Raw genomic sequence first — 24,485 nt, forward strand, 5'->3', positions numbered from 1 at the left:
TCTCCTGTGAATCAACGATTGACCAAGGCAGCAGGAATGCGCAGGACCAGCGAGGCGCCGATCAGCAGCACGCCGGTGATCAGATACATGCCGATAGCGCTGGAGCCTGTGAGTGTGGTTATCCAGCCAATCAGGTAGGGCGAGCAGAAACCGGCAAGGTTGGCGAAGCTGTTGACGGCGGCGATGCCGGCCGCGGCGGAGACACCACCAAGCAGCGTGGTGGGGAGCATCCAGAACAGCGAGGTCGCGGACAGGATGCCGGAAGCCGCCAGGCACAGACTGAGAATGGACAGCATCACATTGCCTCCCATCAGCGCCGCGAGGGTCAGGCCGATGGCCCCGGCGATCATCGGCACGATGAGGTGCCAGCGGCGTTCGCGATGTTTGTCGCCACTGCGTCCGACCAGCAACATGGCGGCGATGGCACAGAGGTAAGGCAGGCTGGTCAGCAAGCCGATCTTCATCGGATCGGAGACCCCGGCATTACGCACAAGGGTCGGCAACCAGAAGGTGATTGCGTACTGCCCCATCACCACACAGAAATAGATCCCCGCGAGCAGCCAGAGGCGACGGTCACGAATGAATTCGCCTACGGACGCATGCGTCACTTTCTGCTGGTCGTCCTCCGCCAGCTCACGAGCGATCAGGGCTTTTTCGTCGTCGTTGAGCCAACTGGCCTGATGCACGCCATCCTTGAGGTAGCTGAGCACCAACAGTCCGACAACCACCGTAGGCACAGCCTCCAGCACAAACATCCATTGCCAGCCGGCCCAGCCGTGCATACCGGCGAAGTGGTTCATGATCCAGCCGGAGAGCGGACCGCCGACCATGCCCGACAACGGGATAGCGATGAACCACAACACCGTCATGCGCGCACGCCGGTAGGACGGAAACCAGTAGGTGAGGTACAGCAGCAGACCCGGCGCCAGGCCGGCTTCGGCAATGCCCAGCAGAAAGCGCAGGGCGTAGAACTGCCAGGCGGTTTCGACGAAGGCGAAGAGGGCGGAAACAATGCCCCAGGTGATCATGATGCGCGCGATCCAGACTCGCGCGCCGACCTTGTGCAGGATGATGTTGCTGGGCACTTCGCAGAGAAAGTAGCCGATGAAGAACATGCCCGCGCCCAGCCCGTAGACTGTTTCGCTGAGCGCCAGATCGTTCATCATTTGCAGTTTGGCAAAGCCGACGTTGACGCGATCGAGGTAGGCGCACAGGTAGCACAGCATCAGGAACGGCATCAGGCGCCAGGCGGTTTTACGGTAGGCGTTGGAACGCACCGCCGAAACGGCTTCGAGCGACAGGGTAGTCATGATGGTCTGATCTCTTGTTTTTATTGACCGCCGGGCAAGTCTGCCCGGCCGTATCATCGATCCAGAACCGCACGGGCCGCGAGGCCCGCCACGTGTGTCAGTGAATCAGCATGCCGCCGTTCACATCCAGGGTGATGCCGGTCAGATAGGAGGACAGGTCGCTGGCCAGGAACAGCGCCGCATTGGCCACATCCTGGGCCTCGCCCAGGCGACCCAGCGGAATACCGTCGATGATCGCGTGGCGGCGCTCGTCCTGCATCAGGCCGCCAGTAATGTCGGTGTGAATCAGGCCGGGAGCAATGGAGTTGACGCGCACGTTGTCCGGCCCCAGTTCACGCGCCATGGCCTTGGCCAGGCCCAGCACACCGGCCTTGGCGGCGCTGTAATGAGGCCCGCCAAAAATGCCGCCGCCGCGCTGCGCGGAAACCGAAGACATGCACACGATGCTGCCGCTGGCTTGTTGGCGCATGAGCGGAATCACCGCCTGGGACATCAGCAACGTACCGCGCAGGCTCACGTCCAGCACCTTGTCGTAATCACCGGGGCGGATATCGAGGGTCTTGAGGGGTTGGGTGATGCCGGCATTGTTGACCAGTATGTCGATCCGGCCAAAGTGTTCGATGACGGTGGCGACAGCCTGCTGCACCTGGGACTCGTCGGCGACGTTGGCAGCCAGGCCGAGATGACCCTCGCCCAAAGAGGCAGCGGCATCGCGGGCAGCGGATGCGTCCAGATCCAGAATCACCACCCGGGCGCCATGTTGAGCGAAGGTCGTAGCTGTCGCGCGGCCGATACCACGTGCGGAGGCAGCACCTGTGATGATCGCGACTTTGCCTTGAAGAAGCATGGGAGAAACCTCTGATTGTTGTTATTGAGTCGGTCCGTACAGAACCGATGACTCAGCTTGTCTCCCGCAACGACCCTGAGCAATAACGCAAACTTCACTGGATGCTGAAAAAAATTCAGCACTCGCCAACATGCGGTTGCGGTGTTTGAATAGCCGAACGCCCGGCCTCAGCCACTTGCAGCGGAATAACCCTCATCATGAGTTCATCCGGCGAAGCACCGCCAATCCTGCCACCCCTGAAAGCCATTCAGGCCTTTGAGCAAACTGCGCGCTTTGGCAACGTCGCGCGTGCGGCCGAAGTGCTGGACCTGACGCCCTCGGCAGTCAGTCACCAACTGGCCAAACTCGAGGCGATGATCGGGCGGCAGCTGTTCCTCAGAACGGCCAGAGGGGTGACGTTGACGCCCGTGGGCGAGCAATACCTGTCCGAGATTTCCGGCATCCTGCACAGCCTGGCGGTGGCAACAGAGCGTGCGACCAGTGATGTCAGCCTCGACTGTCTGCGATTGCATTCATCACCCAGCTTCGGCCTGTTGTGGCTGATGCCGCGCCTGGAACAGTTTCGCGAGAGCCATCCCGACATTCAGCTCAATCTCTCATGCTCTTATGAATCGCTGCACTTCAGTCGGGACAAGATCGACGTGGACATCCGCCACGGCATGCCGAACTGGCCAAGTTTCGAAGTGCGCACGTTGCGCAACGAAAAAATCGCGGTCCTCGCATCGCCCAAACTTGTGGAAAAACGCCCGATCCGCGCCGTCGCCGACTTGCTGGACTGCAACCTGATCCTGTCGGAAGCGACGCTGATCAAGTGGCCGCAACTGTTTGCTCAACACGGGCTGTCGCGCCCTGAAAGCCCCTATACCTTGAGCTTTGATCGCTCCTACATGACCCTCGAAGCCGCCAGCCACGGGCTTGGATTTGCATTGGAAAGCACGCTGCTGGCGCAGGACTACCTGGCGCGCGGCGAGTTGGTCGAAGTCATTCCCGGGTTGAGCGCCCCGATCACCGCACACCACCTGGTTTTCCCGAAGGCGCATGCGGGGTTTCCACGGGTGAGGCGTTTTCTGGAATGGATGCAGCGTGAGTTGGGGCATGACTTCAGTTACTGAAGCACATCCATATTGATCTTGCGCCAACACGCTTCCGAGAAACTGTAAACCGAGAACGCAATCAGCCCCAGGGCCATTACCATCAAAAGAAGCCATCCAGCGGGCAGATTCTGCAGCGCGTCCAGCGCTTCCTTCATGCCTGGCGGGTCCATGGCTTGATAAGCGGAACCGCTGACGGCCAGCAGCAAAGCAATCTCCATAAACACGACGCCGCGTGCGATCAGACCGAAGCGAGACACCGGACGGACATAGCGCATGACCTCTTCGTCGGCCTCAAAATACTTCTCGAACGAGGCCTTCCAGCCCTTGATGATGTGCGCAACGCCAACCCCCAGCGGAATGAGCGCAATCAGGTACAACAATAGATTCGAGTGTTCCCACGACAAAAGATGCGCCAGCCAGTCTTTGGTCTGCTCTGCGGAATGGTTCGAACTGCGGCTACCACTCACAAGCAGGCCCAACGCAAAAAACGCCAGAGCACCGTTGACCAGACCTCCTGCAAACAGGCCTGCACGAATCACCAGCCCTTTGAGCTGCGTGCCGTGATGATCGACATCGCGTATCGCTTGCAGGACACGCCAGGCTGCAAACGCAAGCAGACCCGCCACCACAAGGCCCACCAGAAAATAGCCGAACGGCTGGCTCAGCAAGGCCTCCAGGCTCTTGTGACTGTCTTTGGGTTTTGTCGAATCCTGGGCTGCCAATAGCGCGAATATGCCGATGATCAAATAAAGCACTCCGCGAGCGGCGTATCCGCCCCGAGCGAGTATGACGAGACTGCGTTGCGCGGACATTGGATAGATTTCCGAGGTGTATTAAGAGAGCAGACCCTTGTCGCTGAAAGGGGTTCTGTTACAAATCGGAGTCCGGACATTTACCCGGAGTGCGATGGATGAAGGGGACGAGCTGACGTTGCGAGCCGGACGATCCTGACCCATCATTCAGATTCATATTGATGCCGTGGTGAAAATGGACAAGCAACTGGCTGGTTACTCGATTGTATTGACCATCATCTGGGTTTCAGCGGTTATCGCGGTCATGTACTGGATGTCTAATTGAACGTATTGGGTGGCGATGTGGAAGGCGTGGTGTTGGGCGACAAGATTCAGCGAGAAGCGGATCGACTGCTGGCGCAGATTGTCCGGGCAGACTCGATGATCATTGCTGTCAAGGCAGGGGCGCGGGCGGATGGTTTCGTGCTGGGACTGGAAACCGGCGGGGCGTTGCGTGCCGGCGATGCCGAGAAGCTGTACATCATTTTCGAAGCCGCACTGGTGGAGCGTTTGAAGTCATTGTCGCGAGGCTGATCAGATCGGCTGACTGAATCGAAATTCATGAGCAGCCATCTACTTGAACTATAAGCTGACCACTCAATGTTCATTTTTGTACGGGGCGAGGGCATGGACTGGAGTGACTTGCGGATCTTCCTGGCGATTGCCCGCAACGGCTCGCTGGGCGGAGCCGCCAGGGAGTTGGGGGTCAGTCATCCGACGGTCGGACGGCGCTTGCAGGTGCTTGAACAAACCAGCGGGCAAACCTTTTTCCTGCGGACCGCCCAAGGGCTGGTGCTCACGGACAGTGGCGAGAGGATTCTCGGTCTGGCGCAGGACATGGAACACAGCGCCTTGGCCATCGAGCGGCGTCTGGCGGGGCATGGTGATCAGCCTGAAGGCCTGTTGCGGATATCCTCAGCCGACTGGTTCGCCTGTCATGTTTTGTCGCCGGTTCTCAGCGAACTGGTGCACCGCTACCCGTTGATCGTTCCCGAAGTCATCGCCGGGCATCGACTGTTCGACCTTGCCCGCCGGGATGCCGACATCGCTTTCCGGATCGTGCCTTTCACCGAACCCGACATAGTGCACCGCAAGCTGACAACTCTGTCGTACGGCCTATACGCGGCTTTGCATGTCCCGGCGCCGCAGCCGGACGGCGAGGGGCTTGGCCTGATCCTGATGAACATCGCCCAGGCCCATTACCCGGACGTGCAATGGCTGCAGCAACGCTATCCGCTGGCCCGCACCGTGTTCACCAGCAGCAGCCGTACGGTTCAGGCACAGATGTGCGCGAAGGGGCTGGGTGTTGCGGTGTTGCCCCGCGTCCTCGGCGACTCCGTGCCGGGACTGCGACTGCTGGATGAGGACGAGCCACCGCCAGGGCGGGACATCTGGATGGGGTATCACCAGGACATGCGCCAGATGGACCGGCTGCGCGCGCTGGCCGACCTCGCCTCCAACATGATCGGTGCGGGGTAGCGCGCCTCAGGTCGGGCAAACAGCCGAGGCTTGCGCTACCGTCGCTGGCTCGCGCGCTAACGTCAGGCTTATCGCTGCCCCTACGGCCAGGCAAACGGCGATGCACAGAACAGCGATCGTGAACGCATGAGTGATGCTGACCGCCGTCGCCGGTTCTCCCAGCAAGGTATAAAACACACCGCCAATCAGTGCGACGCTCAGCGATGTGCTGATCTGCAGCGTGGCGCTGGTAATGCCTGCGATCATCCCGGCATACGCCGGCGCTACCCGGCCCGTGACCATGCGCATCAACGTCGGCAGGCCGAGCCCCTGTCCCAGACCGATCAGGAACAGGATGACCGTCATGGAAGTGAAGGGCGGGGCGAGGGTAGTCGGTGTCACTGACACGAGCCAGCCCAGCCATAGCAATCCGACTACTTCCAGCCCCATGCCTACCGGATTCACGTAGCTCCCGAGGACGCGCCTGAGGAGCGGAACCGACAGGGGACCGAGCAGAAATCCCGCGCCAAACGGCAGAAAGATCAGGCCGGCATGCAGTGCGCTCATATGCAATGCGCTTTGCATGTACATCGAAAACATCAGAAAAAACACACCGATTGAATAGAAGCAAAGCGCGACCAGAAGCGCTCGCCCCAGGCCCGGTGCATTCAGTACGGCCGGGGCGAGGATGGGAGTTCCTCCGGCTCGGTGCAAACGGTTCTCGTAGCGCCAGAACACTACCGCCAGCACAGGGCTGGCGGCCAGCGACAGCCAGGCCCACCACGGCCATCTCGCCTCGCGGCCTTCAATCAACGGCACCACAAGGGTGGTCAGGGTCAGCATCGACAACGCGGTGCCCACCAGATCCAGCTTGCTCGCGTGTTGCGCACGGGTTTCTTTGAGCACACGGATGCCGAACGCAATCACCAGCAACGCGATCGGCAGGTTGACCAGGAAGATCGCGCGCCATCCCATGCCCAACACGTCGACCTCAATCAAAAAGCCGCCCAGTGCCTGACCGATCACAGACGCCAGTCCAAATACGGCCCCGTAAATGCTCAATGCCAATGGTCTTTCCGACACTGGGAAAATCGCCTGCACCGATGCAAGTGCCTGAGGGGCCATTACCGCGGCGGTCACACCCTGCAAGGCGCGTCCGAGGATGAGCATCCACGGCGAAACCGCCAGGCCGCACATCAGCGACGCGGCGGCGAAGCCCAGCAGGCCAAGGAAGAACATCCGCCCGCGGCCGTACAGATCGCCGAGTCGTCCGCCGGTAATCAGCGTCACGGCATAGAGCGTTGCATAGGAAGAAATCACCAGCTGCTCGGCAGAGGAGCCTGTCCCCAGATCCTCCTGTATCGAGGGCAGGGCGACGTTGACGATAAAAAAATCCAGGGGCGGCAGAAACGCACCGACGAGCAAGATGGCAAACATCAACCAGCGCCGGGGTTTGGGCACTTCGATTTCGATTCGAGACATGACAGGCATCCTGTAGGGAAACTCAGGTTTGACGACGACTGAAGGGCAAGGCTTCGCGCCTGCCCGGGTCAGGTCACCGCGTCCCAATTTAGGCAATCGCTACTGCGTTTTCGCCTTACAAAACTGCACGGCCAACGTTCATTCCTGTCAGTGCCGTTCTGCGCCGTTGACGCTCACCATGGGCCAGGTCGTTTCAGACATTCCCTTCATCAGCGACCGAGGAGTCAGACATGTCAGGTAAATTCAGCGATCAGGTTGCCGTCGTGACCGGCGGTTCCACAGGGATCGGGTTTTCCATCGCGCAAGCCTTGATCGCCGAGGGCGCCGAACGCGTTTACATCACTGGACGGGCAGCAGACAGGCTGGAGGCGGCAGTTGCCAGACTCGGCGACAAAGCTGTCGCGGTGGTTTCCGATGTCTCGCTTCAGGCCGATCTCGACACGCTCAAAGCGACAATCCAAACGCGCGACGATCGGCTGGACGCAGTGTTCGCAAATGCCGGGATCTGTGAGAAAAATCCGCTCGGAGAGACCAGCGAGGCGGCTTACTACGCCATGTTCGACGTGAACGTGAAAGGCGTTTTCTTCAGCGTTCAAACGCTTCTTCCGTTGATGAAAGACGCTTCGTCCATCGTCTTGACTGCCTCAATCTGCTCCAGCAACGGCATGGAAGGATTGAGTCTGTACAACGCGTCGAAGGCGGCGGTGCGATCGTTTGCACGCACGTGGGCCAATGAGCTCAAGGACCGCAAAATCCGCGCAAACGTGTTGAGCCCTGGCTTCACCCGCACACCGCTGATGGACAACGGGCTGAAAATGAGCGAGAGCGACATTGCCGCGCTGCGCCAGCACGTCGAGCAAATCACGCCATTGGGCTACATGGCGCAACCCGAAGAAATTGCCAGCGCGGCACTGTTTCTCGCCTCGGACGACGCCAGATACGTGAACGGCGTGGAGCTGATGGTCGATGGTGGTTTATCGCAAATCTGAAGCAGGGGATTGGTAAAGCATCGGGCAGGCGTAAGGCGACTTGTTCCATCTGCATTGATCTCAAAGCGTGGTGGTCTGCCCGTTGCGATCCAGTTCATACACCTTGTTGCCCTGCAACTTCTCCTTCAGCCATCGCTCTGCCTTACCCAACGGCCGCTGCCGCGCCCAGAGCAAATCCACACCAATCTGCCAGTCGGTATGCGGATACGCCGAGAGCTGCAGTTCCACCAGCTCACCCTTGGCCAGTTCACGCTGAATGAGTTGGCGAGGCAGGGTGGCCCAGCCGAGTCCGGCGCGGACCATTTCCAATAACGCCAGATAGCTTTCCGCCTGCCACAACTGGGTCGAACGCAGATATTCGCTGCTCGGCAGTTTGCTCGCGTGGGCGCTGAAGGCAAGGCGGCGATGGACGTGCAGATCCTCGAACGTGACGTTATCGAGTTGCGCCAATGGGTGCTGGGGATGGCAGACGTGCAGCATGATCAGTTTGCCCAGTTGCTGGAACGCCAGCTCCTTGGGGTAGCCGGGCTGTGAGAACGCCACACCGAGCACCGCTTCGCCGCTGCTGACCAGTTCACTGACGTCGCCATGGACCGGATGACGAATGATCAGGTCGACAAAGGGGAAGGCTGCTTCGAAGGCTTTGAGCACCGGCATGATCGGGCCGTACGGCGTTTCAATGGCCAGTGTCAGGCTGGGTTCTACGTTTTCCGACAGACAATCGGCGTGGGCTTCGAAGGTCATGCAGCGTTCGAGCACGGCTTCGGCCTGCACCAGCAATTTGTGGCCGCTGGCGGTGAGGGCAGGGCTGCGGTTGCTGCGGTCGAACAGGTCGACGCCAAGGTCGGTTTCGAGGTTGGCAATCGATGCGCTGATGGTCGATTGGGTCTTGCCCAGTTTGCGCCCGGCGGCGGAAAACGATCCGCTTTTGACCACTTGGACGAACATCAACAGTTGATCGAGTGAGAAGCGCAAGCGTTGAACTCCCGGTTCGAAAATGAAGGTTTGGAGCGGCTAACGGATGCCAGATCCGTGCCATCGGAAAAAGCGATGGTTGCTAATTTGTTTCATCGCAATAAACGTTCAAATATGGCCCCGCTTCAAACGATCTCCGGGGCGGATGCACCTATCAAACGCCTTGGGCATGCCCGCAATCTCAACAGATGCCGCACCTTCAGGAGCGTGTGAAATGACCACACAACGCATTCATCCGGTGGACGAGGTTTTGCCACTGCGCCAGTTGTTCACGTTTGGCTTGCAGCATGTTCTGGTGATGTACGCGGGAGCGGTGGCGGTGCCGCTGATTCTTGGCAGCGCGATGGGGCTGACCTCGGCGCAAGTCGTGTTGCTGATCAACGCCAACCTGTTGACCTCTGGTGTGGCGACGCTGATTCAAACCCTCGGTTTCTGGAAGTTCGGCGCCCGCCTGCCGCTGATTCAGGGCTGCTCGTTCATTGCCCTGGCGCCGATGATCATGATTGGCAAGGAGTTCGGCCTCAGTCAGATTTTCGGTGCGGTGATCGCGGCGGGATTTATCACCGTCGCGCTGGCACCGGTGTTCAGCCGCTTGTTGCGTTTTTTTCCGCCGGTGGTGATTGGCAGTCTGATCACCATTATCGGCATCTCGCTGATGCCGGCCGCGGCGATCTGGCTGGGCGGTGGCAATCCCGACTCGGCAGATTTTGGCAATCCCGCCAACCTGTTGCTGGGTTTGGCCACGGTCAGTGTGACGCTGGTGATCTACGCCAGATTCAAGGGCTTCATCGGCAACCTCAGCGTGCTGATTGGCCTGTTTGTCGGCAGCCTGATCGCAGCGGCTTGCGGCATGACTCACTTCAATCGGGTCAGCGAAGCGGCGTGGTTTGAGCTGAGTGCGCCGATGGCTTTCGGCGCGCCGGAATTCGCGCCGGTACCGATTCTGATCATGACCCTGGCGATGCTGGTCATCATGGCCGAGACCACCGGCAACTGTCTGGCGATCGGCAAATTGACCGGCAAACCGACCACGCAACAGACCCTCGGCAATGCATTTCGCGCCGATGGCTTGTCGACCATGCTCGGTGGCTTGTTCAACAGCTTTCCTTACAACGCCTTTACTCAGAACACCGGTTTGATTGCACTCTCCAACGTTAAAAGCCGCTTCGTTGTGGCCGCTGCCGGGGCAATCATGGTGCTGATGGGCCTGTTCCCGAAACTCGGCGCGTTGATCGCCGCGGTGCCGACGCCGGTGCTCGGTGGCTGCGCGATTGTGATGTTCGGCATGACCACGGTCGCGGGAATTCAGGAACTGTCACGGGTGCAATTCGAGGGCACGCGCAACGGCATTATCGTCGCCGTGTCAGTGAGTGTCGGGGTGCTGCCGATGTCCTTTCCGGCGCTGTTCGAACACGTCGGCCCGACCCTGAAACTGGTGCTCGACAGCGGGATTTTCCTCGGAGCGATCACCGCCATCGTCCTCAACGTTCTGCTCAACGATGAAAAAAAATCGACCGAAACCATCGGCGCTACATCGGTTGAACTGGCCGACTGACTTTTGTTTTCCACTGCCCTGGAGTTACCCATGAATCAATTGACTGAACTCATCCCGGCTGGCATCAGCGCGCTTGATCTGACGTTACTGCGCCAGACCATTGCCTTGTCCGAGGCATCGAAGCAACGCGGTCGCCATCCGTTCGCGGCATTGGTGGCCGACCGCAACGGCAAGGTGATTGTCGAAGCGGGGAACAACTCGATGCCCCCGGAAGGTGATCCAACCCAGCATGCCGAGTTGGTGGCAGCGGCGGCAGCGGCCAAACTGCTGTCGCCGCAGGAGTTGGAACTGTGCACGCTGTACACCAGCGCCGAGCCATGCTGCATGTGCGCCGGCGCGGTGTATTGGACGGGGATCGGACGTGTGGTCTATGCCTTGTCGGAGCATGCCTTGCTGGGACTGACGGGGGACCATCCGGAAAACCCGACGTTCTCGCTGCCGTGCCGCGAAGTGTTCGCCAAGGGGCAACGCAAGGTCAGCGTGTTGGGGCCGATGCTGGAGGGGGAGGCAGCTGAACCGCACAGGGGGTTTTGGTCGTAACAGGTTTTGAAACGAAGCTTGAGCGGTGTGAGGCCGCGCACTCGCATGCGACGTCTGCAATAATGACGCCCCACTGAGACGCGAAGGCATCAAGTGCTCGTCTCGGCATCCGGAATCAGGCTTTGGAGGACTTTATGCGTGACATTATTGATGGCTTTCTGCGGTTTCAGCGTGAGGTGTATCCACAACGCGTCGAGCTTTTCAGGCAGCTCGCGACAGAGCAAAACCCAAAGGCGTTGTTTGTCACGTGCTCGGACAGTCGTGTAGTGCCTGAACTGCTCACACAGCGTGAGCCGGGTGAGCTGTTCGTGATCCGCAACGCCGGCAACATTGTGCCGTCATATGGTCCTGAGCCGGGTGGTGTTTCGGCCACCGTCGAATATGCGGTTGCAGTGCTCGGCGTACGGGACATCGTGATCTGCGGCCACTCGGATTGCGGAGCGATGGGCGCGATTTCACGCTGCACGTGTCTGGATCATCTTCCGGCAGTTGCCAACTGGCTTCGTCACTCGGACGCCGCGAAAGCGATCAACGCGGCGCATGAGTTCGATACGCCAGGCGACAAGCTCGATGGCCTCGTTCGTGAAAACGTGATCGCACAACTGGCGAACCTGCGGACTCATCCATCGGTGGCGCTTGCGCTTGAGCAAGGACGCTTGAATTTGCATGGCTGGGTCTATGACATCGAGGCAGGTTGCATCGATGCGCTGGATGGAGCCACTCGACGCTTCGTTCCACTGTCCGATTCACCGACCACCGTTGCCGTCGCTGCGCGCAACGGTGGTCAGATATAACGCCGACAGACAGGTCGGGACGGGGAAAATTTCGTCCCGGCCGATCGGTCCCTGACCCGAATCAAAGACCCACCGATGACTCACAATCGTTTGATATTTCACGTCCTTTCTTTTATTCACACATTTACGTGGCCAACGCCGTGGTGTTGACATCGTGTTCCGGTAGAGCCACATCGCTATCGCCCGGCGTCAGAATGACCTTGCGGCAATCCTCTTCCTTTTTATCAAAAATTTTATAGCCCTCCGGAGCCTGTTCCAGCGACATACGATGGCTGATGATGACCTCCGGTGAGAGGCGGCCTGCCTCGATGTGATGGAGCAGCTCCGGCAGGAAGCGATGCACGTGGGTTTGACCCATTTTGAAAGTCAGACCCTTGTCAAACGCGTCCCCGAAAAGGAATCCATGTATGAATCCAGAATAGACTCCAGGGACACTCACAATGCCACCACGTCTGACAGCTGCAATACACTGGCGCAGAGCTTTGCCGCTACTTCCCTCGAGCTTGAGTGTCGCCAGAACCGTTTCCGTCGTACTACCTTTCGCTTCAAACCCGACCGCGTCCACGACGCCGTCGACGCCCCGCATTCCTTTGGTCTGCCGAATGATCGTATCTGCAGGGTCGTCGTCTTCATCGAAGTTGATGGGAATTACGCCGTATGTTTTCTGCGCGTAAGCCAAGCGGTAAGGATGGTGATCGACCATGAAAATCTGGTCGGCCCCGAGCATTCTTGCGCAGGCTGCACTTAATAAACCGACAGGGCCCGCACCATAAATGGCGATGCTGGAGCCGTTGCCAATCCCCGCGTTCGTTACAGCCTGATACGCAGTCGGGAGGATGTCGGAGAGGAAAAGAACTTTTTCATCCGGCAGTGTCCCTGGCACTTTGAACGGCCCGGTGTTGGCTTTCGGTACACGCACGTATTCGGCCTGCCCGCCAGGCACTCCGCCGTACATATGGCTGAATCCGAACAGCGCGGCTCCCGGGGGGATCGCCTTTTTATTCAAGATCGCTCCACGCCCCGTATTTGTAGTTTCGCAGGCCGCGAACAGATCCATTGCGCAGAAGAAACAGCTGCCGCAGGCAATAACGAAGGGAATGACAACCCGATCGCCCGGCTGCACGGCGGTGACCGCTGAACCTGCCTCCTCGACGATCCCCATGAACTCATGACCGAAAATATCGCCATGCTCGACAGTTGGAATTTTTCCTCGATAAAGGTGAAGGTCAGATCCGCAAATCGCGGTTGCCGTCACTCGAAGAATGATGTCATCGCTGTCCTGGATGACTGGATCCTCAACGTTGTCGACTTTGACGCTGTGCGCGCCGTGATACGTAAGTGCTCTCATGGCGTCCTACCTCTGACTTTCACTGGATGTAAGTGGGAGAGGGCACACGGAGAGCGTAAGTTCATAATGAAAGGCGGGGGAAGTGACTGGCGGTGGTCCTCACAATGAAGAGCGCCTTATCACCCTGTCTTGCGTCTCCGTCGTGATCCGCAATTAATCGAAACTTCGCCGTCCGCCGGGCGGTCCAGACCTTTACATCTCCCGAGCGTGTCGTGGATGTCGGCGCACCGGGATGTCATACGCAATGAAAAGATGAGGTCGGACATGACGGTGACAGTGGGTGATTTTCTGGTCGAACGCCTGAGCCAATGGGGTGTGACGCGAATTTTTGGTTATCCCGGCGACGGTATCAACGGCGTCTTCGGTGCGTTGAGCCGGGCGGGCGGCAAGATCGAATTCGTCCAGGCGCGTCACGAGGAAATGGCGGCGTTCATGGCGTCCGCCCATGCCAAATTCACCGGTGAATTGGGTGTGTGCATCGCGACATCCGGCCCCGGCGCCTCGCACCTGATCACCGGACTGTACGACGCTCGGCTGGACCACATGCCGGTGCTGGCGATTGTCGGGCAGCAGGCGCGCACGGCACTGGGCAGCCATTATCAGCAAGAGCTGGATCTGGTCTCGATGTTCAAGGATGTGGCCGGAGCATTTGTGCAACAGGCCTCGGCGCCTTCTCAGGTCCGGCACTTGCTGGATCGTGCGGTGCGCACGGCGATTGGCGAACGCCGGGTGACTGCGTTGATCCTGCCGAACGACCTGCAGGACTTAGAGTACAAGGCGCCGGCGAGGGCCCACGGCACTGCGCATTCGGGGGTTGGTTACAGCAAGCCGAAAGTGCTGCCTTATGACGCGGATCTGCAACGTGCGGCCGATGTGCTGAATGCGGGAGAGAAGGTTGCGATTCTGGTGGGTGCCGGAGCGCTGCACGCCAGCGAGCAAGTGTTTGCGATTGCCGAGAAACTGGGCGCCGGAGTGGCAAAGGCACTGCTCGGCAAAGCTGTATTACCGGACGAATTGCCTTGGGTCACAGGTTGTATCGGTCTGCTCGGCACCGAACCGAGCTACAAATTGATGACGGAGTGCGACACCCTGCTGATGATCGGATCGGGGTTTCCTTATGCCGAGTTCTTGCCGAAAGAAGGGCAGGCGCGCGGGGTTCAGATCGACCTGCAACCGGACATGCTCAGTCTGCGCTACCCGATGGAGGTGAACCTTGCCGGCGATGCGGCCGAGACCCTGGCGGCACTGGCACCGTTGCTCGAACACAAGCCGCTGCGCAAGTGGCGTAAAAAGATCGAAGGCTGGCGGGCGAGCTGGGATAAAACCCTCGAGAAGCGCGCGATGGCCAAGGCCGACCCGGTTAACCCGCAACGGGTGGTGTATGAGTTGTCCCCGCGTTTACCCGAGCAGGCCATCATCACCAGCGACTCCGGTTCTTGCGCCAACTGGTTCGCCCGTGACCTGAAAATCCGCAAGGGCATGAAGTGCTCGCTCTCCGGTGGCCTGGCCTCGATGGGCGCCGCTGTGCCATACGCGATCGCGGCGAAGTTCGCTTTCCCGCAACGGCCGGTGATCGCCCTGGTGGGCGATGGCGCCATGCAGATGAACAACATGGCCGAACTGATAACGGTCGCCAAATACTGGCGACAGTGGGACAGCCCGAAGTGGATCTGTGCCGTGTTCAACAATGAGGATCTGAATCAGGTCACCTGGGAGCAGCGCGTGATGGAGGGCGATCCGAAATTCGTTGCCTCGCAGAGTATTCCGGATGTGCCTTACCACCTGTTCGCCATCTCCATCGGCCTCAAAGGCATTTTTGTCGATCGGGAGGAAGACGTGGCCGCAGCCTGGGAGCAGGCGTTAGCTTCCGAAGTACCGGTCGTCATTGAATTCAAGACCGACCCGAATGTGCCGCCGTTGCCGCCGCATATCAAGCTGGAACAGGCAAAGAAATTCGCCAGCACATTGCTCAAGGGTGATCCGGACGAAGCGGGCGTCATCGTGCAAACGGCTAAACAGGTATTGGGGACGGTATTGCCCGGGAAGCGCAAGTAGTGACGGTAAGACCCGCGAAGAGTTTCGTGACGATGGCTTGGTTTTCAATCTGCATATCACCAGGACGCCGGGGAGTCAGGGCGTCCTGGCGTCAAAGGTGAACCGAGGAAGTTCCGATCAGAAACACTATTTAACATAATATACATTACACGTAACAAAGTATTACGGAGTCAGCCCGGTTGCGCACGCCATTTCGATCTCCAGCATCGCCTTCAAACGACCTGATCTTTGTTGGCTGTAGGTCCCTCTATTTAAAACGTGCCGCTCTCAATCCTCGGCACGCGTCAGCTTTTCAATCAGCGCTCGATGCTGCGGATACCGCGCTGTGAGTTTCTGCCGGTTCCCCATTTCCATATCGGCAAAATCAAAGCCTGGTGAAACCGCTTCGCTGATCAAACCAAATCCGTTCTCGCCATTCAGCAGTCTGGAGGCTTTCCAGATTCCGCCCGGTACGTGCAATTGCAAATGTTGTCCGGCTAGAACATCGCTGCCCATCACCAACGTCTGCAGTGAACCGTCTTCAAGGATCAAGCTGTACTCAATGGAATCGCCCAGATGGAAATAATGCAGGATGTCCGAATGGTTGAAATGAAACTGGCCGACCGGTGAATCTTCGGTAAGCAGGTAGTAAATCGACGTCATCAGAAAGCGTGAGCCGCTCGTGGTTTCAAGCATGTCCCGGTGATCAGCCTGGTATGTCCTGCGGAAATAGCCGCCCTCAACATGAGGTTCAAGGTCCAGTGATGCAATCAAGTTCGACGCACTGATCTGACTCGGATTCATGGCCTGCTCCATTGATTTTCAATACATTATGTAATAACTCGACTAAACGGTCATTTAGTGTAGTTAACTGTATTTCGACGATTTTAATCACTTTTATACGCCCTCACCTGCCCGTGTTCCTGTGGATTCACTCTTGCGCCAATATTGGCTTGCCCACTCGCCGACCCAAGAAATCGCAACGCCCCGGCCCAGATGGCAAAAGCGTTGCCTATGCATCAAATGGAACAGGCGCTGCCACCATGCTTTTCAAGGTAGCGCTGATGTTCTTCATCTGCCTTTTGAAACTCACCCAGTGGCAGGATCACCGTAGCCACTGGCTTGCCCAACCGGCCACTGGCATCCAGTTGCTGCCTGGCGACAAGCGCCAGTCGGGACTGCTCGGCACTGTTGAAAAACAGCGCGGAACGGTATTTCGCCCCGACGTCCGCACCCTGCCGGTCGACTGACGTTGGATCGTGCAGTGTCCAGAAGTGCTCGACGAGACGGCTGTAGGAAATGAGTCGGGGGTCGAAGTCGACTTGCACGACTTCTCAGCAATGGAGCTTTGCGTTTCGGCAAGCCACACCGGTTGACGGAACGGCGCGCCGCATCGGTGAGTACGCCCTCGTTCGCCCAGGCCGGGAGATGCTGTTTGCCCCGCTCGATGCCGAAAGCAAGTACAAGGCAAAGAACGTCATCGACACCGTGGTCTACCGCGCCGGCGACGCCATCAGTGCCTGGGCGAAAAGCGCGCTGGACGCGCTCGGCCAAGGTGCAGGCATGGCAGCGCTGGTCGGCGCGTTGTGTGCACTGCTATGGGGTCTGCTGGGATGGCGGCTCGGCGAGCGGGCGGACCGACGATCCAGTGTGTCGGCAGCGCGGCAAACCCCCGCCTAGTGTTCAAGAGTCTTTGAGAGAGCGGACGAACAACTTTTTGCTCGGTCGCTCTGTCCGTTCCCTTCTGCGTTCGTAGATTGACTGACGGTTGGCTGCTTCACCAGGGAACTGCCGGTGCCAGGCGTCGTCCGAGCTTAAGCGTTTAAACAAACTGCTCGCCACGAGGTTTCCGTTTGAAAGCTGCCATCGTCAAAAAATACCGCCTGATCATCAAGACCCTGGGCTACGTGGGCTGGTCTCTGTTCTGGTTGCTGCTGTGGGACATCGCCGTCACCGTCGACTTCATGCTGTTTCTCAACGCCAAGCTGAACCTGCCGCTGATGCCGCTGACCTTGCTGGGTTCGGCGTTGATCGTATTGATCAGTTTTCGCAACAGCAGCGCGTACAACCGCTGGTGGGAAGCGCGGACGTTGTGGGGGGCGATGATCAACAACTCTCGCAGCTTCGCCCGGCAGGTGCTGACGCTGCTGGACGATGCCGGCGGCGAGGTGAATCCGGTCAAATCCACTCTGCTGCGCCGCCACGTCGCGTATGTGAATTGCCTCGCCGCGCATCTGCAAGGCCAGCCTTGTCCCGACGAGGTGCGGGCGTTTATTCCCGCCGAAGAGTTCGCCCGCAGTGGCACGACCAATAACTTTGCCAACGACATCCTCACCGGCTCCGCGACTTTGCTCGCCAAGGAATACAAGGCCGGGCATCTGGACAGTATTCGCCTGGCGCGGCTTGAGTCGACGCTGGTCGACCTGTCCAACAGTCAGGGCGGCATGGAGCGGATCGCCAATACCCCGCTGCCCTACCCTTACGTCTATTTTCCGCGGCTGTTTATTTCGCTGTTCTGCCTGATCGTGCCGGTGGGACTGGTCGAATCCCTGGGCTGGTTCACGCCGCTGGCGTCGACCGTGGTGGGATTCATGCTGCTGGCCATCGAACGCATCGGCACCGATCTGCAAAGCCCGTTTCGCCACAGCGAACACCAGATTCAAATGGAAGCACTGTGCGAAACCATTGAAAAGAACTTGCAGTCGATGCAACGTGATTCGTTGGGTGATGTGCGCAGGCTTGAAGAGCACGCGTGAGGCGCTGCTTTAGCAGCAGTGTGATAGCGGGTCTCCCCCTTTTCTTTATCAGGTGCAGAGCGACTATTGATGAGACGAGCGTGTGCGCTCCAGGCCAGCCTTGGTGTTTCAGTTCGCGATCCTCGGTGCCTTCTCTTCATCGTCGTAATGGCGGCAAAGAAATTCGCGGACCAGGACGGCAGTTCGTCTAGCGCTGGTCACCACAAAGAAATGTCCCTCACCCTTCAGAAGGCGAAGTTCTGAACGTCCAATTGTGCGGCGCAGGATATGGCCGTTGTACGCCTGTATTAACGGATCGCGGTCGCCGGCAAGAATCAGCGTGCGTTGAAGCAGTCGGGACAAGCGAAGCAGGCTTGTCCATCCAATCAAGGCTGCGAGCTGGAAATAGTAGGTTCGCGGATTAACAGAGAGCATGCCCTTCATCACACCGAACCGCAGCAGCGTCTGAACTGAATGGCCGGATCGTTCTTGCTTGTGCATGTTGGTGTTTTTGCTCTTGCGGAAAAAATCCATAACGTCTGCAGGCTTCATCAGCAGCAATGGACCGGGAGAGGTCGCCGCGAGGATCAGCCTGCGTACCCTGCTCGGGTAACGAAGAGCGAATTCCTGAGCCAATGCACCTCCCCAACTCACACCGAACACATCGACCTGGTCGATCCCCAATTGCTCAAGCATCCCGGCAATCACGTCGGCATGGCGTGGCAGGCGAAAGGGCCAACGGGGCATTTGCGACTTGCCGACTCCGGGCACGTCCAGCGTGATGGTCATGAAGTCGTCAAGTTCATTGCGCAGCGGATCGAAGGTACGAATCAAACCACCCAAACCATTGAGCAAAAGCAGCGGAGAGCCTTGACCGCAGATCGAAACGTTCAACTGCAAGCCCTTCGTTGTCAGCCTGTGCGTTGTCATGATTTCTCCTTGCTGCACGTATTGAAAGGCAGTGCAGGTGGGATCGCGACGTCTACCGTCGGATTTTTGCTTCCAGTTTCTTCAACCAAGCCGTCCAATGATGGATGGGAAATAAAGGGTCAACCCAAAGCCGTATCGAGAAACATCATGACCCCGAAACCGAGCATCAACCCCAAGGTTGCAGGTGTCTCATGACCATTGCGATGGGTCTCGGGAATGACCTCATGGGACACCACAAAAATCATCGCGCCCGCCGCCAGACCGAGCGCTATGGGATATCCCAATGCGAAGCTGCTCGAAATGCCCAAGCCGACGATCGCGCCAATGGGTTCCATCAACCCTGAGCCCACCGCAATAAGCGCAGCGCGAAGCGCTGAAATCCCGGTCACGCGTAACGCAAGCGCCACAGCCAGGCCTTCGGGAATGTCTTGAATGGCGATGGCAGTGGTGAGCGGCAATCCCACCTTCATATCGCCATTGGCAAAGCTCACTCCAATGGCCATCCCCTCCGGCAAGTTATGCAGCGTGATTGCCAGAACAAACAGCCATACGCGATTGATGCGCTGCGCCTCGGGCCCACGGCGACCGCTTTTCTCATGTTCGTGAGGCACGAAGCGATCCAGACCGACCATCAGCGCTACCCCCAATCCCAATCCTGCGACGACGACACAGGCTGCGAGCAACTGGTTACCGTACAGCGCCTGGGCGGCTTCGATACCCGGAAGAATGAGCGAAAACGAACTGGCGGCCAGCATCATCCCGGCAGCGAAGCCGAGCATGATGTCCTGCGTTCTGGCGGCGATATCGCGTAACGCAATCGCTGCCAACGCACCTATGGCCGTCGCAGCGAAGCCTGACATGCCGCCGAGAAATGCAAAGTGCAGATTTTGTTTGTTGGCGCCGACGAAGGCGCCGTACCCGCTGATCAGCAAGCAAAGCGTCACGCCAATCAGAATTGACCAGAAGGCTAGCCCGCCCCATCCGGATTTTGAGAGTCGAACAAACCGTGAGCGAAGTGTTGCGCCAGATGAGGTCAACGGCTCGGACATCGCACCCTCCTGTTTTCTTGAGTTGGAAAAACCGCACGCCCTTCGGCGTGCGGTCGCGTCGTTAAGGTTGTGGTTCGCCTTGCACACCCGCCCCCAGGTCCGCACCCGTGATCGGATTGCTGTCTGGGTCGGACATCGTCCTGGCTTTCATGTCCATGAGCAGCGCTTCATCCTCGGCGCTCAATTGCACAGTCGCGGTGCCGTCACCTCCATCCACCGCCGGCGCTGGATTCTCTACGAACTCCCAGTCCTCCCCTTCGTTCCACGGCCCGCGGGTGCTGCCTTCGCCCTGAGACATGTTGAAGTAAACGTTGGTGAATTCAGGCATACCCGGCAGTTTGCCCTGAGGGAAATTAGGCTGGATGGCGTGCAGTGCTTTTTCGAAAGACAGTTGATGGGCGATTTCACGGGTCATCAGAAATCCGAGGGCTTCCTTTACACCCGGATCATCTGTGACATTCATCAAACGCTCGTAGACGATTTTCGCCCTGGCCTCAGCGGCGATATTGGAGCGCATGTCTGCAGTCGGTTCGCCGATGGTATCGACGTAAGCCGCTGACCAGGGAACGCCTGCCGAGTTGGTCAAAGGAGCACCCGCTCCGTACAACAGACTTGTGATGTGGGAATCGTTGCCGGCCCCGTTGATGGCGCGATACAACTCGCCCTCTTCCTCGACACCTTCGGCCATTTGCCCTTTGGCGCCCTTGTTCAACATCACGATAATCGACCCGACGATCTCAAGGTGGCTGAGCTCCTCGGTGGCAATATCCATAAGGAGATCCTTTCTGCCTGGATCATCTTCGGCCAACGCCTGTGTGAAGTAGCGTGAAGCTGCAGCGAGTTCCCCTTGGGCGCCCCCGAATTGTTCCAGTAGTAGATTGGCCAACCCCGGATTGGGCTGAGCAACGCGCACGGTGTATTGAAGTCGTTTGTTATGTAGGAACATGACATTCTCCTCAGGTGAACCAGGGCTGCCGTTCACTCGGCAATAGACCGAATGCCAACCCGCATTCATCTGAAGCAAATGCGCCGGGGTTAATTTCAAAAACCTTCTGCCCTGTCGACCAACGGGTGCTGATTTCCCTTTAACGGAGATCAAGACTTTCAACTGATAGGCCATGTCCTCGCGTATTGGATAATTCCGGCTGCGCAATTGCGAGTGTCGTCGGCGATAGACATGAGCTGAATGACCTCAGTGATAATCCTCACCGGCGACCGCACGCAGATAGGCCGCATCTGCCTCCCTTCTCAGGTCACGCCATTCGGAATCGGTCAACCTACCCAACCGATGCATCTCATCAGTCTGGCGCAATAGCTCCTCGTGATAGGCATCGGGACACTCCATGCGTAACGCTCGGTTCTCCAATGCAAGATGCCAGGCATCCAGGGCTTTCAATTTGGATTCCTGCTCAAGCGTCAGTTGATTCTTGAAAGCATTCATTTCACCTACCCCGAACATTTCCCGGTTGAGCAACAGTTTTCGAATTAGGTTCAAAAGGTCTGACGAAAATCAGCCTTTCGGTAATCTCGATGGAACGTTGCGCCAGGCCCCGTCCTCTATCGCAACACCAGCGAATCTGAGGATTTCATCATGATCGATCCAGCAACCGGTATGAAGGCAGGCGAGCGCTACACCATAGACAGTCTCGAACGCACGCGACATTTCCCGGGTTTCTTCCTCGACGGAAAATATTACCTTGGCCCGGAATTGATGACGGCCATAGGTTGGCTGGAAGGAAAGCAGTTTTATTACGATGAGCTTGATCCGACGGGTGAGCCGGTGTTTCCCGATCGACTCGCCGGCACTGTCGAAGACCTCACCCTGACTCTCGCGGACGGTGCGCGTTTGCCCTTGAACGAAATGCCGTACAGGGCAGATGTCGACTCACCTGCCAGTGCAAGCCGTCTTACTCCATCGTCATCACGGCATCGACCTGCTCCGGCAAGCGATCAACTCGGAGTCGAGGGCGTCCGGATGTCAGGTAAACATCCATATCCAATACTCCTGGCGGCAGGCGCCGCGCTAGTACTGGGAATACTGCTTGGAGTCAAACAAGCCAATCGCCTTCCTGCCCGAAAACCGAGATAGCCGTCCTTGCTGAATTTTTGGAGAAGTGCTCTTTGAACGATCGGAGACAGGAATGCATCCAGTGACACCAGACGGTCGCTACTTTGTTGTCAAAGGCCAGCTATGGCGATGTTCCAACCCATCATTGGATGAAGAGGTGCGCCAGCGTCTTGTCGATGCGCTTATGGCCGCTCGACGAGAGGTCAAGAACGCAAAGGGTTCGCAAGACGCGTCGCAACTGAAGCGCGCTCGGGAAAAGGTACAAATGGCCAAAGTGGCCCTCGGGGAACGGGGGCCTGTCTGGTGGGCTGATGGAAGCCCGGACTTCAACCGGCGGCTGGTCAGCAATTCCCCTTATGCCGAATGGTTCAGCTCGCTCCAAGAGCCTGATTAACTCTCGGCGTAAGGCGGGATTCGGATGATGTTCCAGTGTTGCTCACAACCGCCGATCCAAGGCATTGGATGCACCCATTACAACCGCTCACCCCCTGGCATTTGTACGACGTAGCCAAGTTAACGCTGCGGTAGACAGGGAAAGCGCTTGCAAGCCTAGCCAGGCTCCACTGGCGCCGGCAGTGCCACTCTTGCACAGGCGAAAAGCAGCATGCCTGTCAGGATCAGCGCGCCTCCACGCATCCAGGTTTCCAGACTTTGCTGACTAAGCAGTACCAGGCAAGAGACGATAGCAAGTAGCGGAACCCACGTAGGTACTCGAAAGTGATCTTGCGCAACCTCGTCACGGCGCAGGATCAACACGGACAAATTGGTACTGAGAAATACGAACAGCAGGAGCAGGACGACTGTTTCAGCGAGTGTGGCTAGCGTCCCCGTCAGCGTGAGCCCGATTGCTACGAGGGTGGTAGCGATCACTGCTATCCACGGGGTGCGTCGTTGAGGCAGCACTTTGCTCAAGGCATTCGGCAAAAGTCCAAGGCAGGCCATGCCATAAGTAAGGCGGCTGGCCATTATCATGGTTAGAAGTGCGCCGTTGGCTACCGCGACCAATGCAATAAAGGCAAAGACGCGAGGCGGGATGTTCAAACCTGACGCCCGAACCACCTCAAGAAGAGGAGCAGAGGTTGCAACCAGTTTTTCCATGGGCAGTACGGAAGATGCCGCTACACCGACCGCCATGTAGAGGACTCCGGCGGTCAGCAATGCGCCAAACAATGCGCGGGGGTAAACCTTTCGAACGTCTCGAATTTCTTCTGCAAGATTGGCGGATGTTTCGAATCCTACAAAAGAATAGAAGGCGATCAGTGCCGCACCCAAAACGGCTAACATCGGGCTGACTCCCGGCTTGAACTCCAGGCTGCGACCCAAATCTGCATCGCCTGTACGGAAATACCAAGCGGCGGCAACAACGACCAAAAGAAGGCCTGACAGCTCAATGACTGTCATCACCAGGTTGGCTCCCAAGGATTCTTTGATTCCCCTCGCATTGAGTAGCGCGATCACGAGAAGAAACAGTAAGGCTGAAATGTGAGGTGGTACATGGATGAACGCCGCCAGGTAATCACCCGCAAACGCCAGCGATAAACCCGCAGCGCTCGTGACAGCTGCAGATAGCATGCAAAAGCCCACAAGAAAAGAAATGAGCGGTGACCCGAACGCTTTCTCGGCGAAAACCGAAGCGGCGCCTGCGTGGGGATATTTTGTTACCAACTCGGCATAGGAACCTGCAGTAAGCATCGCGAAAAAAAGAGCGATCAGCAGCGGCATCCATATTGCGCCACCCACCTCCCCCGCAATTGTCCCGGCAAGAGCATAAACGCCTGCCCCGAGCACATCGCCGAGAATAAATAGAAAAAGCATCGGGCCGGTAACGGCCCGGCGCAGGGAGGTCTTGGAGGGCAAGGTCTTCACGATCTACTTCCTGACTTGAGGTTCGGAGGGCCGATTACCGGGCTGGAAGTCAGGCGGCTCCACTCTCAATCAATGGAAATTCGCGTATCACTAAAGTTCACATATCTTGCCAAGGTGACAAGTAAAAGGTGCCTCACGTACACCCTGATTAGAGCTATGGAATTCCTCTCAAGTAGCTAAAAATCGAAAACAAAAAAGGGCCGTAATCAGGCCCTTTTGTGTTCAAACCAAAATCATTTGGTCAGCCAGGACTCCACAGTGTCGGAGCCGTGCTCTGCTTTCCAATCCTTCAGCGTTTTATGATTGCCGCCTTTGGTTTCAACAACTTCCCCAGTGTGCGGATTTTTATAGACCTTCAACTGGCGAGGCTTGCGACTGCCGGCTTTGGACCCGGCGGCTGGAGCGCGACGACCTGCTTGCGGATCAAGCAGGTTGATCACGTCCTTAAGGCTGTAGCCGTATTTTGCGAGCAAGTCGCGCAGCTTCGTTTCGAACTCGATTTCTTTCTTGAGGCCAGCATCACCCTTGAGGGTTTCGAGGGCCTGGAGCTGTTCGGCGAGGTGTTTTTCGAGCTGGCGGAATTCGGCAAGTTTAGACATGAAAAAATCTCGATGTGAGTA

Annotated in this window: 24 protein-coding genes and 2 pseudogenes; 12 read left to right on the forward strand and 14 right to left on the reverse strand. The window is 58.0% G+C overall.

The window, feature by feature from the left end; genetic code table 11:
• Positions 1-11: 11 nt before the first annotated feature.
• Together K3819_RS15015 and K3819_RS15020 are read right to left on the reverse strand one after the other, a co-directional pair.
• Positions 12-1,310, reverse strand: coding sequence for an MFS transporter (locus K3819_RS15015; protein WP_064596576.1), 1,299 nt, complete (start codon positions 1,308-1,310; stop codon positions 12-14).
• Between the two features lie 97 nt (positions 1,311-1,407).
• Positions 1,408-2,157 carry an SDR family NAD(P)-dependent oxidoreductase gene (locus K3819_RS15020; RefSeq protein ID WP_064381592.1) on the reverse strand — a complete coding sequence of 250 codons (750 nt, stop codon included), beginning with the start codon at positions 2,155-2,157 and terminating at the stop codon, positions 1,408-1,410.
• Between the two features lie 197 nt (positions 2,158-2,354).
• Here K3819_RS15020 and K3819_RS15025 point away from each other — a divergent pair, with 197 nt between their 5' ends.
• Positions 2,355-3,269, forward strand: coding sequence for a LysR substrate-binding domain-containing protein (locus K3819_RS15025; protein WP_221397344.1), 915 nt, complete (start codon positions 2,355-2,357; stop codon positions 3,267-3,269).
• Here K3819_RS15025 and K3819_RS15030 read toward each other — a convergent pair.
• Positions 3,263-4,063, reverse strand: coding sequence for a DUF1206 domain-containing protein (locus K3819_RS15030; protein WP_221397345.1), 801 nt, complete (start codon positions 4,061-4,063; stop codon positions 3,263-3,265). The two genes, K3819_RS15025 and K3819_RS15030, sit on opposite strands and share 7 nt — an antisense overlap.
• 282 nt (positions 4,064-4,345) lie before the next feature.
• Between K3819_RS15030 and K3819_RS15035 the strand changes: the two genes are divergently transcribed.
• Together K3819_RS15035 and K3819_RS15040 are read left to right on the forward strand one after the other, a co-directional pair.
• Complete coding sequence (locus K3819_RS15035) at positions 4,346-4,576, forward strand: hypothetical protein (protein WP_221399702.1); 231 nt, start codon at positions 4,346-4,348, stop codon at positions 4,574-4,576.
• Positions 4,577-4,669: 93 nt separating this feature from the next.
• On the forward strand, positions 4,670-5,521 hold the full coding sequence (locus tag K3819_RS15040; protein ID WP_221397346.1) for a LysR family transcriptional regulator: 852 nt from the start codon (positions 4,670-4,672) through the stop codon (positions 5,519-5,521).
• Positions 5,522-5,527: 6 nt separating this feature from the next.
• On the opposite strand, the gene K3819_RS15045 is transcribed toward K3819_RS15040, so the two are convergent.
• Complete coding sequence (locus K3819_RS15045) at positions 5,528-6,982, reverse strand: MFS transporter (RefSeq protein WP_221397347.1); 1,455 nt, start codon at positions 6,980-6,982, stop codon at positions 5,528-5,530.
• A gap of 230 nt (positions 6,983-7,212) precedes the next feature.
• On the opposite strand from K3819_RS15045, the gene K3819_RS15050 reads away from it, so the two are divergent.
• Positions 7,213-7,971, forward strand: a complete 759-nt coding sequence (locus K3819_RS15050) for an SDR family NAD(P)-dependent oxidoreductase (protein ID WP_085610293.1) — start codon at positions 7,213-7,215, stop codon at positions 7,969-7,971.
• Positions 7,972-8,031: 60 nt separating this feature from the next.
• On the opposite strand, the gene K3819_RS15055 is transcribed toward K3819_RS15050, so the two are convergent.
• Positions 8,032-8,946: a LysR family transcriptional regulator gene (locus K3819_RS15055; RefSeq protein ID WP_221397348.1), complete on the reverse strand. Its 915-nt coding sequence runs from the start codon at positions 8,944-8,946 to the stop codon at positions 8,032-8,034.
• 214 nt (positions 8,947-9,160) lie between these two features.
• On the opposite strand from K3819_RS15055, the gene K3819_RS15060 reads away from it, so the two are divergent.
• From K3819_RS15060 to K3819_RS15070, 3 genes are all read left to right on the forward strand, one after another.
• Complete coding sequence (locus tag K3819_RS15060) at positions 9,161-10,501, forward strand: nucleobase:cation symporter-2 family protein (protein ID WP_221397349.1); 1,341 nt, start codon at positions 9,161-9,163, stop codon at positions 10,499-10,501.
• A 30-nt stretch (positions 10,502-10,531) separates the two neighbouring features.
• The gene (locus tag K3819_RS15065) at positions 10,532-11,041 is read left to right on the forward strand and encodes a nucleoside deaminase (protein ID WP_011334143.1); all 510 of its coding nucleotides are present in this window, start codon (positions 10,532-10,534) and stop codon (positions 11,039-11,041) included.
• Between the two features lie 134 nt (positions 11,042-11,175).
• Complete coding sequence (locus K3819_RS15070; RefSeq protein ID WP_221397350.1) at positions 11,176-11,835, forward strand: carbonic anhydrase; 660 nt, start codon at positions 11,176-11,178, stop codon at positions 11,833-11,835.
• Between the two features lie 124 nt (positions 11,836-11,959).
• On the opposite strand, the gene K3819_RS15075 is transcribed toward K3819_RS15070, so the two are convergent.
• Positions 11,960-13,183, reverse strand: a complete 1,224-nt coding sequence (locus tag K3819_RS15075; RefSeq protein WP_221397351.1) for a zinc-dependent alcohol dehydrogenase — start codon at positions 13,181-13,183, stop codon at positions 11,960-11,962.
• Between the two features lie 264 nt (positions 13,184-13,447).
• On the opposite strand from K3819_RS15075, the gene K3819_RS15080 reads away from it, so the two are divergent.
• The gene (locus K3819_RS15080; protein WP_221397352.1) at positions 13,448-15,238 is read left to right on the forward strand and encodes a thiamine pyrophosphate-requiring protein; all 1,791 of its coding nucleotides are present in this window, start codon (positions 13,448-13,450) and stop codon (positions 15,236-15,238) included.
• A 267-nt stretch (positions 15,239-15,505) separates the two neighbouring features.
• Here the strand turns inward: K3819_RS15080 and K3819_RS15085 are convergent, their stop codons facing one another.
• On the reverse strand, positions 15,506-16,021 hold the full coding sequence (locus K3819_RS15085) for a cupin domain-containing protein (RefSeq protein WP_221397353.1): 516 nt from the start codon (positions 16,019-16,021) through the stop codon (positions 15,506-15,508).
• 215 nt (positions 16,022-16,236) lie between these two features.
• Positions 16,237-16,551, reverse strand: a pseudogene (locus tag K3819_RS15090) (peptide-methionine (S)-S-oxide reductase MsrA); the annotation flags it as partial.
• A 52-nt stretch (positions 16,552-16,603) separates the two neighbouring features.
• Between K3819_RS15090 and K3819_RS15095 the strand changes: the two are divergent.
• Together K3819_RS15095 and K3819_RS15100 are read left to right on the forward strand one after the other, a co-directional pair.
• A pseudogene (locus K3819_RS15095) lies at positions 16,604-16,897 on the forward strand (Npt1/Npt2 family nucleotide transporter); the annotation flags it as partial.
• A gap of 173 nt (positions 16,898-17,070) precedes the next feature.
• A complete protein-coding gene (locus K3819_RS15100) occupies positions 17,071-17,973 on the forward strand; it encodes a bestrophin family protein (RefSeq protein WP_039768508.1) in 903 nt (300 codons plus the stop codon).
• A gap of 108 nt (positions 17,974-18,081) precedes the next feature.
• Here the strand turns inward: K3819_RS15100 and K3819_RS15105 are convergent, their stop codons facing one another.
• From K3819_RS15105 to K3819_RS15120, 4 genes are all read right to left on the reverse strand, one after another.
• A complete protein-coding gene (locus K3819_RS15105) occupies positions 18,082-18,882 on the reverse strand; it encodes an alpha/beta fold hydrolase (RefSeq protein ID WP_221397354.1) in 801 nt (266 codons plus the stop codon).
• Between the two features lie 119 nt (positions 18,883-19,001).
• Positions 19,002-19,931, reverse strand: a complete 930-nt coding sequence (locus K3819_RS15110; protein WP_085610298.1) for a ZIP family metal transporter — start codon at positions 19,929-19,931, stop codon at positions 19,002-19,004.
• Between the two features lie 61 nt (positions 19,932-19,992).
• A complete protein-coding gene (locus K3819_RS15115; protein ID WP_221399703.1) occupies positions 19,993-20,877 on the reverse strand; it encodes a manganese catalase family protein in 885 nt (294 codons plus the stop codon).
• A gap of 246 nt (positions 20,878-21,123) precedes the next feature.
• Positions 21,124-21,372 (reverse strand): hypothetical protein, encoded by a 249-nt coding sequence (locus K3819_RS15120; protein ID WP_178076437.1) that lies wholly within the window; start codon positions 21,370-21,372, stop codon positions 21,124-21,126.
• Positions 21,373-21,522: 150 nt separating this feature from the next.
• On the opposite strand from K3819_RS15120, the gene K3819_RS15125 reads away from it, so the two are divergent.
• Positions 21,523-22,020, forward strand: a complete 498-nt coding sequence (locus K3819_RS15125) for a short chain dehydrogenase (RefSeq protein WP_085610300.1) — start codon at positions 21,523-21,525, stop codon at positions 22,018-22,020.
• A gap of 52 nt (positions 22,021-22,072) precedes the next feature.
• The gene (locus tag K3819_RS15130; protein ID WP_085610301.1) at positions 22,073-22,393 is read left to right on the forward strand and encodes a hypothetical protein; all 321 of its coding nucleotides are present in this window, start codon (positions 22,073-22,075) and stop codon (positions 22,391-22,393) included.
• Positions 22,394-22,548: 155 nt separating this feature from the next.
• Here K3819_RS15130 and K3819_RS15135 read toward each other — a convergent pair whose 3' ends face one another.
• Complete coding sequence (locus K3819_RS15135; protein WP_409348299.1) at positions 22,549-23,865, reverse strand: APC family permease; 1,317 nt, start codon at positions 23,863-23,865, stop codon at positions 22,549-22,551.
• A gap of 233 nt (positions 23,866-24,098) precedes the next feature.
• Positions 24,099-24,464 carry a histone-like nucleoid-structuring protein, MvaT/MvaU family gene (locus tag K3819_RS15140; RefSeq protein ID WP_039768520.1) on the reverse strand — a complete coding sequence of 122 codons (366 nt, stop codon included), beginning with the start codon at positions 24,462-24,464 and terminating at the stop codon, positions 24,099-24,101.
• Positions 24,465-24,485: the final 21 nt, after the last annotated feature.

The organism is Pseudomonas sp. 3-2 (genome assembly GCF_019710535.1).
Classification (GTDB): Bacteria; Pseudomonadota; Gammaproteobacteria; order Pseudomonadales; family Pseudomonadaceae; genus Aquipseudomonas; species Aquipseudomonas pharyngis.

Excerpts from the sequence above, each read along its gene's own strand:
- K3819_RS15040 (WP_221397346.1), top strand. The coding sequence starts at position 4,670 with ATGGACTGGAGTGACTTGCGGATCTTCCTGGCGATTGCCCGCAACGGC.
- K3819_RS15110 (WP_085610298.1), bottom strand. The coding sequence starts at position 19,931 with ATGTCCGAGCCGTTGACCTCATCTGGCGCAACACTTCGCTCACGGTTT.
- K3819_RS15120 (WP_178076437.1), bottom strand. The coding sequence starts at position 21,372 with ATGAATGCTTTCAAGAATCAACTGACGCTTGAGCAGGAATCCAAATTG.
- K3819_RS15065 (WP_011334143.1), top strand. The coding sequence starts at position 10,532 with ATGAATCAATTGACTGAACTCATCCCGGCTGGCATCAGCGCGCTTGAT.
- K3819_RS15125 (WP_085610300.1), top strand. The coding sequence starts at position 21,523 with ATGATCGATCCAGCAACCGGTATGAAGGCAGGCGAGCGCTACACCATA.
- K3819_RS15015 (WP_064596576.1), bottom strand. The coding sequence starts at position 1,310 with ATGACTACCCTGTCGCTCGAAGCCGTTTCGGCGGTGCGTTCCAACGCC.
- K3819_RS15020 (WP_064381592.1), bottom strand. The coding sequence starts at position 2,157 with ATGCTTCTTCAAGGCAAAGTCGCGATCATCACAGGTGCTGCCTCCGCA.
- K3819_RS15050 (WP_085610293.1), top strand. The coding sequence starts at position 7,213 with ATGTCAGGTAAATTCAGCGATCAGGTTGCCGTCGTGACCGGCGGTTCC.
- K3819_RS15030 (WP_221397345.1), bottom strand. The coding sequence starts at position 4,063 with ATGTCCGCGCAACGCAGTCTCGTCATACTCGCTCGGGGCGGATACGCC.
- K3819_RS15060 (WP_221397349.1), top strand. The coding sequence starts at position 9,161 with ATGACCACACAACGCATTCATCCGGTGGACGAGGTTTTGCCACTGCGC.
- K3819_RS15045 (WP_221397347.1), bottom strand. The coding sequence starts at position 6,982 with ATGTCTCGAATCGAAATCGAAGTGCCCAAACCCCGGCGCTGGTTGATG.
- K3819_RS15115 (WP_221399703.1), bottom strand. The coding sequence starts at position 20,877 with ATGTTCCTACATAACAAACGACTTCAATACACCGTGCGCGTTGCTCAG.
- K3819_RS15075 (WP_221397351.1), bottom strand. The coding sequence starts at position 13,183 with ATGAGAGCACTTACGTATCACGGCGCGCACAGCGTCAAAGTCGACAAC.
- K3819_RS15105 (WP_221397354.1), bottom strand. The coding sequence starts at position 18,882 with ATGACAACGCACAGGCTGACAACGAAGGGCTTGCAGTTGAACGTTTCG.
- K3819_RS15080 (WP_221397352.1), top strand. The coding sequence starts at position 13,448 with ATGACGGTGACAGTGGGTGATTTTCTGGTCGAACGCCTGAGCCAATGG.
- K3819_RS15130 (WP_085610301.1), top strand. The coding sequence starts at position 22,073 with ATGCATCCAGTGACACCAGACGGTCGCTACTTTGTTGTCAAAGGCCAG.
- K3819_RS15085 (WP_221397353.1), bottom strand. The coding sequence starts at position 16,021 with ATGAATCCGAGTCAGATCAGTGCGTCGAACTTGATTGCATCACTGGAC.
- K3819_RS15070 (WP_221397350.1), top strand. The coding sequence starts at position 11,176 with ATGCGTGACATTATTGATGGCTTTCTGCGGTTTCAGCGTGAGGTGTAT.
- K3819_RS15025 (WP_221397344.1), top strand. The coding sequence starts at position 2,355 with ATGAGTTCATCCGGCGAAGCACCGCCAATCCTGCCACCCCTGAAAGCC.
- K3819_RS15140 (WP_039768520.1), bottom strand. The coding sequence starts at position 24,464 with ATGTCTAAACTTGCCGAATTCCGCCAGCTCGAAAAACACCTCGCCGAA.